Source organism: Amycolatopsis suaedae (assembly GCF_004214935.1).
GTDB classification, from domain to species: domain Bacteria; phylum Actinomycetota; class Actinomycetes; order Mycobacteriales; family Pseudonocardiaceae; genus Amycolatopsis; species Amycolatopsis suaedae.
The window spans coordinates 149,368-156,520 of sequence record NZ_SFCC01000019.1 but is presented as its reverse complement, the minus strand read 5'-3'; the positions used below and the strand labels follow the sequence as shown (position 1 = coordinate 156,520).

At 70.3% G+C, this 7,153-nt stretch carries 7 protein-coding genes; 3 read left to right on the top strand and 4 right to left on the bottom strand.

Translation table 11 applies throughout. From position 1 onward, the window contains the following. Positions 1–433: 433 nt before the first annotated feature. The 3 genes from EWH70_RS31190 to EWH70_RS31180 are packed head-to-tail and all read right to left on the bottom strand — an operon-like array spanning position 434 to position 2,080. On the bottom strand, positions 434–880 hold the full coding sequence (locus EWH70_RS31190) for an SRPBCC family protein (RefSeq protein WP_130479149.1): 447 nt from the start codon (positions 878–880) through the stop codon (positions 434–436). Continuing rightward, positions 877–1,200 (bottom strand): ArsR/SmtB family transcription factor, encoded by a 324-nt coding sequence (locus tag EWH70_RS31185; protein WP_130479148.1) that lies wholly within the window; start codon positions 1,198–1,200, stop codon positions 877–879. The genes EWH70_RS31190 and EWH70_RS31185 overlap by 4 nt, the downstream gene beginning before the upstream one ends. Before the next feature lie 40 nt (positions 1,201–1,240). Continuing rightward, positions 1,241–2,080, bottom strand: a complete 840-nt coding sequence (locus EWH70_RS31180) for a LuxR C-terminal-related transcriptional regulator (protein ID WP_240687323.1) — start codon at positions 2,078–2,080, stop codon at positions 1,241–1,243. Positions 2,081–2,253: 173 nt separating this feature from the next. Between EWH70_RS31180 and EWH70_RS31175 the strand changes: the two genes are divergently transcribed. Together EWH70_RS31175 and EWH70_RS31170 are read left to right on the top strand one after the other, a co-directional pair. Next, positions 2,254–3,618, top strand: a complete 1,365-nt coding sequence (locus EWH70_RS31175; RefSeq protein ID WP_130479147.1) for an MFS transporter — start codon at positions 2,254–2,256, stop codon at positions 3,616–3,618. A 23-nt stretch (positions 3,619–3,641) separates the two neighbouring features. Next, positions 3,642–5,339 (top strand): AMP-binding protein, encoded by a 1,698-nt coding sequence (locus EWH70_RS31170; RefSeq protein WP_130479146.1) that lies wholly within the window; start codon positions 3,642–3,644, stop codon positions 5,337–5,339. Here the strand turns inward: EWH70_RS31170 and EWH70_RS31165 are convergent. Further along, a complete protein-coding gene (locus tag EWH70_RS31165) occupies positions 5,336–6,205 on the bottom strand; it encodes a hypothetical protein (protein WP_130479145.1) in 870 nt (289 codons plus the stop codon). The genes EWH70_RS31170 and EWH70_RS31165 overlap by 4 nt on opposite strands. A gap of 107 nt (positions 6,206–6,312) precedes the next feature. Here EWH70_RS31165 and EWH70_RS36650 point away from each other — a divergent pair, with 107 nt between their 5' ends. Then, positions 6,313–7,116 (top strand): metalloregulator ArsR/SmtB family transcription factor, encoded by an 804-nt coding sequence (locus tag EWH70_RS36650; protein ID WP_130479144.1) that lies wholly within the window; start codon positions 6,313–6,315, stop codon positions 7,114–7,116. Positions 7,117–7,153: the final 37 nt, after the last annotated feature.

The following is a 7,153-nucleotide window of genomic DNA, read 5'->3' as shown; positions in this document are numbered from 1 at the left end:
GCCTGATCAGACCGGTGACAAACTCGATGGTGGACTTCGATACCGGCAGGGCGCTCTGGTAGACAGTGGGGCCGGAGCCCTCAGAGTGCTGATCTTGGGTCACATCTTGATCAACATCTGAGGGCTCCACCTCGTTCCAGCGAGCACCGCTGACACCCCTCCACCCCGTTCCCGCGCAACGGTTACCGCGAATGTCACCGCACTGACCAGCACAATCAGGATGAAAAATCCCCAATGTGGCATTGGGGGAGTTCAAGTTCCCCAATGCCACATTGGGGAACTTTGCTGGATCTCTTTCGTGGTGACGGCTGCGTCTGTTGGGCCGGATGTGACTGGTGAGGCCGCGACCGCGGCAAGCATGCCGTGAAGGGGGCACTCACGGCATGAGACGCCGTGAAGGCCCCCTTCACGGCAAAGTCCGGGGACGGAGCGGTCAGGCCAGCTGGTCGAGCACCTCGCCGAGCGCGACGACCATGTGGCCTCCCCAGCCGCCCGCCATCTGCCGGAAGCCCTCCAGCTGGGCGGGGTTGGTCAGGTCGAAGCCGGAGTGCTCGCCGATGAGCAGCGTTCCCGCGACACCGCCGCGTTCGGTGGCCTGGAGCCGGAACCGCATCACGGTGTCCAGGCCGGGGCCGCCGCGGAAGGTGTAGGCGAGCACGTTCGGCTCGTCGAGTTCGATCACCTCGCAGTGGGTGACCCCGTCGAAGTCGGGTGGGATCGGGTCGGTCCGGAAGGTGAACCGGTGACCGATCTCCGGCTTGAAATCGTTGGGCATCAACCATTTCGCGATCGCGTCCGGGTCGGTGATCGCGCGCCATACCTTCTGGACGGGATGCGGGAAGAACGTCTCGTTGTGGATGGCGGTCGTGGTACGGCTCATTCGTCTGTCTCCTGGGCGTCGAGGTATTCGCCGAGTGCGGCGAACCTGGCGTGCCAGAACCGCTGGTAGTAGCTCAGCCAGCGGGCGACCTCGGCGAGCCCGTCGGGCTCGAGGTGGTAGATCCGCTGCCTGCCGGAGCGCTGCTCGGACACCAGGCCGGCCTCCCTGAGCACCTTGAGGTGCTGGGAGACCGCCGGCCTGCTCATCCGGAACGACTCGGCGAGAGTTCCGGCCGACCGGTCCCCCTCGGCCAGCAGGTCGAGGATGGTCCGGCGGGTGGGGTCGGCGATGGCCTGGTAGACGTCCGTGGCGGTGGGCACACAGCCAAAATACGTAAGGAACTGCTTACGCGTCAACCCGTCAGGGCAGCAGCCCGAGCCTGCGGGCGGCCAGCACGGCCCGGTACCGGTTGTGGACGGCGAGTTTGCTCATGGCGCTGCGCAGGTACGCCTTCACCGTCTCCGGCCGGACGGCGAGCCGGGTGGCCGCCTCGGCGTTGCTGCAGCCGAGCGCGATCTGGCTCAGCACGTCGATCTCCCTGGGCGACAACGTCACCGGGGCCGGATCGGGCGGCGGGCCGCCGAGCGCGCTGATCCGGTCACACGCGCGGCGGAGCCGGTCGTGCAGCGGTCCGGGCGGGACGTCCGCGGCGATGCCACGCAGCTCGGCGTGCAGTTCGCGGAGCTGCTCCCGGCCGGCCGGGCCGGGTTCCGCGGCGGCCGCCGTGAGCAGCTTCAGCCGCTGGTCCACCTCGTCGCGGACCAGCAGCTCGCGGGCGACCTCACCGGCGATGCCGACGAGCGCGTCGACGGCACGGGTGCCCAGCGGCAGATCCGAGCGGACGGCGGCGTACAGCACGCCACGGACCCGGCCGTGCGTCGCGACCGGGACGGCGATCGTCGCGTGGATGCCCTCGCCCAGCACCGGGTCGTCGTAGTCGTGGGTGATCGAGCGGGCGGCCCGGTAGTCCGAGACGCCACACGGGCGGCCGCGTTCCAGCACCGTCCCGCCGACGCCCTTGCCCGGCTCGACGTGCAGGTCACGCAGCCCGGTCGTCCGCGCGCCGAGGAACTCGGAAAGGACGAGCCGCTGGTCGTGGAGCTGACCGGCGAAGGCAAGGGGCACTCCGGTGCGGTGGCGGATCCCGCGCAGCGCACGCCGGTAGAGCTCCCCGTCGGCCGGCCGCAGCACTGTGGACACGGTGACCTCCTGCGCTCGTCGGTGGGCGTCGCTGGCAGCAAACCCGCCCGCCCCGGCCGGGGCTACCCCTTTCCGGGGGTAGCGGGGCCAGCCGGACGATTCGGATGATACGCCCTCGCCAGCGTCCCACCTGGTGCGAAGAACGGCAGGTCCGAGCTCAACGAGGAGCCTCGATGTCCAGTTCGCAACACAGTGCCACCCCGCCCGTCCCGCTGTGGCGGGTCGCGGCAGCCAGCTGTGCCGGCACGACCATCGAATTCTACGATTTCTTCATCTACGGCACCGCCGCCGCGCTGGTGTTCCCCAAGGTCTTCTTCCCGGCACTGGGTTCCACGGCCGGCACGGTGGCCTCGTTCGCCACGTTCGCGGTGGCGTTCGTCGCCCGCCCGGTCGGCGCCATCGTGTTCGGTCACTTCGGTGACCGGATCGGCCGCAAACGCACGCTGATCTCGACCCTGCTGCTGATGGGTGTCGCGACCGTCCTCATCGGCCTGCTACCCGAGGCGGAGACGATCGGCGTCGCCGCGCCGATCGCCCTGGTCGTGCTGCGTTTCGCGCAGGGCTTCGCCGTCGGCGGCGAGTGGGCAGGGGCGACGCTGCTGACCGCGGAGTACGCGCCGAAACACCGGCGCGGGTTCTACGGCGTCTTCCCCCAGATCGGCCCGGCGATCGCGTTCGCCCTGTCCAGCGGCACGTTCCTGGCGACCGGCCTGATCATGGGCGACACCGACGAGGCGTTCCTGTCCTACGGCTGGCGGATCCCGTTCCTGTTCTCGATCGTGCTGATCCTGGTGGGGCTCTACGTCCGGATGAGCATCGAGGAGACCCCGGCGTTCCGCGAGGCGCAGACCCGGGCGCGGGCCGAGGCGAACTCGCTCGACCGGGCCAGGCGGATGCCGTTCCTGGAGGCGATCCGCGCCCAGCCGCGCGAGGTGCTGCTCTCCGCCGGTGCGCTGACCATGCTGTTCGCGTTCTTCTACATGGGAACCGCCTACCTGACCAGCTACGGCACCAACCCGAACGGCGCCGGGCTGTCCCGCCCGGTCGTGCTGGGCATCGGTATCGGTGCCGCGGTCCTGTTCGGACTCACCACCATGGCCGCCGGGATGCTGTCGGACCGGTTCGGGCGCCGCAACGTCATCCGCGTCTCCTGCGTGGCGGGCATCGTGTGGGCACTGGTGCTGTTCCCGCTGCTGGACACCGGCAGCGCCACCGCATTCGCCGTCGGGCTGTCCGGCACGCTGGTGATCTTCGCAGTGTCCTACGGCCCGGCCGGTTCGTTCCTGCCCGAACTGTTCACCGCGCGGCACCGCTACACCGGCGCCGGGCTGGGCTACAACCTCGCCGGCGTACTCGGCGGTGCGATCCCGCCGCTGGTCGCCCCCGGGCTCGCCGCGTCGTTCGGCAGCATCGCCATCGGCGTCATGCTCTCGCTGACCGGCGTGCTGTCACTGGTCTGCGTTTCCGCGCTGGCCGAGACCCGCGACCGAGCCCTCGAACACGAACAGCCCCGGCACGGCGAGCCCACCGCCGCCTGACCACCCCGCCCGGAAGGACCGTGATGCCGACCAACCACGAGATCTACCGCGAGTCCCGGGACCGTCTCGTCGCCCTGCACGGCGACCACGAGAAGGCCGTCGCGGACTTCACCTGGCCCGTCCTCGACGGCCCGTTCCAGTGGGCACACGACTGGTTCGACGTCATCGCCGACGGTGAACAGCAGACGGCGCTGCACATCGTCGAGGAGGACGGCTCCGAGGCGTCGTGGAGCTACGACACCATGCGGCGGCGCTCCAACCAGGTCGCCCGCTGGCTCGCCGGGCACGGGGTGCGCAGGGGCGACAGCGTCCTGATCATGCTGGGCAACCGGGTCGAGCTGTGGGAGTCGATGCTCGCGGTGATGAAGCTCGGCGCGGTGATCATGCCGACGACCACCGCGCTGGGCGCCGTCGACCTGCCCGGCAGGCTCGACCGCGGCGAGGCCCGGCACCTCATCGTCGACTCGGCCTGCGCGCACAAGTTCGACGGGCTGGCCGGCGACCGCACCCCGATCGCCGTCGGCGAGCCGGTGTCCGGATGGCTGAACTTCGCCGACTCGCACTCCGCGGACGACGCACCCGTCGAGCATCCCGGCACGACCGCGGACGACCGGCTGCTGCTGTACTTCACCTCCGGCACGACCAGCCTGCCGAAGCTGGTCGAGCACACGCAGGCGTCCTACCCGGTCGGGCACCTGACCACCATGTACTGGCTGGGCATCCGCCCCGGCGACGTGCACCTCAACATCAGCTCGCCCGGCTGGGCCAAGCACGCGTGGAGCTGCCTGTTCGCCCCGTGGATCGCCGGCGCGACGATCTTCGTCCACAACTACGGCCGGTTCGACGCCGCGACGCTGCTCGGCCAGCTCCGGGAGAAGGGCGTCACGACGTTCTGCGCGCCGCCGACGGTCTGGCGGATGCTGATCAAGGCGGACCTCTCCGGCGGGCCCGGCACCCTGCGGGAGGTCGTCGCCGCCGGGGAACCGCTCAACCCGGAGATCATCGAACAGGTCCGGGCGGCCTGGGGCCTGACCCTGCGGGACGGGTTCGGCCAGACCGAGACCACCGCGTCGGTCGGCAACACGCCGGGGTCGGTGGTCAAGCCGGGGTCGATGGGACGGCCGTTGCCCGGCGTTCCGGTGGTGCTGGTCGACGAGGTGACCGGCGAGGTCTCCGACACCGAGGGCGAGATCTGCATCGACCTGTCCCGGCGCCCGGTCAGCCTCATGGTGGGCTACCTCGACATGCCGGAGAAGACGGCCGAGGTCACCGAGGGCGGCTTCTACCACACCGGGGACACCGCGACCCGCGACGAGGACGGCTACCTGTTCTACGTCGGCCGCACCGACGACGTGTTCAAGGCATCGGACTACAAGGTCTCGCCGTTCGAGCTGGAAAGCGTGCTGCTGGAACACCCGGCCGTCACCGAGGCCGCCGTCGTGCCCCAGCCGGACCCCGTGCGGCTGGCCGTGCCGAAGGCCTACGTCACGCTGTCGGCCGGGTGGGAGCCGGACCGGGACACCGCGCTGGCCATCCTCCGGCACGCCCGCACGAACCTGGCCCCCTACCTGCGGATCCGCAGGCTGGAGTTCGGCGACCTGCCGAAGACGATCTCCGGGAAGATCCGCCGGGTGGAGCTACGCCGCCGCGAACGTGAGGAGGCCGGCGCGGTCGCGCGGACCGAGTGGCGCGACGACCAGTTCCCCGAGCTGAGGAGCTAGGACAGCCGGACCCAGCCGCCGAGGTTCTCGTCATCGGTGCCCAGCAGCATGGAGTCGCCGGACCGGCCGAGCAACGTGAGCGCCTCGATCTTGCGACCGGGGTAGGTGGCCATGGTGCGCGGCTTGTCCAGCAGGGTGACCTCGGGGCCGTCGGCGAGCTGGCCGATCACGTGCACCGCCGAGGCGAACGGGCCGTCGTCACCGGGATCGGAGGCCGAGGACACGACGAGCCGTCCGTTCGCGGTGACGTCCAGGTCCGAGATGTGCCGGACGTGCGTGGCCGGGGACGGCGCGCGGAACGTCACCGACCGGGCTGGGCCGAACGTCAGGTCGTCGACGTCGAACTCCGCGCTGTACAGCGTGCTCGGGCGAGCGTCCTGGCCGCGGTCGGCCCACAGCGCGACCGTCCGGTCCCGCTGCGCGACGAGCGCGAAGGACTCGTAGTCGTCTCCCGGCTGCCCGGCGGGCAGCGTGAAGGTGCCCAGCACCGACACCGCGCCGGACTCGAGCTTGATGTGGAACCCCTTGCCACCGCTGGCCAGCGTGACGTACTCACCCGGGCGGCCCGGCACCGGGTCGATGGACTCCAGGTCGACCGGCAGCTCGCCACGCCACGCCAGCGGTTCGACCGCCGGAGCCCGGCCGGGCCGCCAGGTCAGCCGGGCGATCCGGTTCTCCCCCGGCTTCTTGTTGTCCCGCACGACCAGCGCGTCGATCCGCCGGTCGGACCGCTCGACGACGGCGACACCGCTGACGCCGGACCTGATGTCCGCGCCGACCTGGACCCACGACGAGCCGGCACCGGCGACCGGCGTGAAGGCGAGGACACCGGCCACGGCCAGCAACCCGACGAGCATCCGGCGCATCCTCCACCTGCTTCTTCGACGATCAGTAGATCGTCAACGACTATCGCAGCTCCCTATTCCGGTCAACGGATTGACACCGAGCCTTGGTAAGTTCAGACTAACGGTTAGTGGAAACTTACGATGTTGACGGGTGGGGCGTGCTCGGCGACCGCACCCGGCGCGTGATCTTCGAGCGCGTCGCGGCGCGGGCGCAGACGGTCGGTGAACTGGCGGCGACGTTGCCGGTCAGCCGGCCGGCCGTCTCACAGCACCTGAAGGTGCTCAAGGACGCCGGATTGGTCGCCGACCAGCCGGTGGGCAACCGGCGAATCTACCGGGTGGATCCCGACGGGCTGGCCGCGTTCCGGGCACAGCTCGACAGCTTCTGGACGAGAACTTTGGCGGCGTACAAGCGATCCGCCGAGCAGGACGACGCAGGAGAATCGATGGCCGCACAAACTGGACAGGAAACGGTCCGTACGCAGATCGTCGTGGAGGCGTCCATTGAGGACGCGTTCCGCGTGTTCACCGAGAGGTTCGGCGACTTCAAGCCGCCGGAGCACAACATTCTCGGTGTCGAGCTGGCGGAAACGGTGTTCGAACGCCGGGTGGGCGGGCACATCTACGACCGCGCGGTCGACGGCAGCGAGTGCCGCTGGGCGCGGGTACTGGCCTACGAGCCGCCGAACCGGGTCGTGTTCAGCTGGAACCTCGACCCGCGGTGGCAGATCGAGTCCGATCCGGACCGGACCAGCGAGGTCGAGGTGCGGTTCGTCGCCGAGACGCCGCGGCGTACCCGGCTGGAGCTGGAGCACCGGCACATCGAGCGGCACGGCGACGGCTGGGAGGCCGTCGCGGGCGGCGTCGGCAGCGACGGCGGCTGGCCGCTGTACCTGCGGCGCTTCGCCGGCCTGTTCGGCCAGGACTCCTGACCGCCGGGCCGGACCGGGCCTTGCCGTGAAGGGGGCC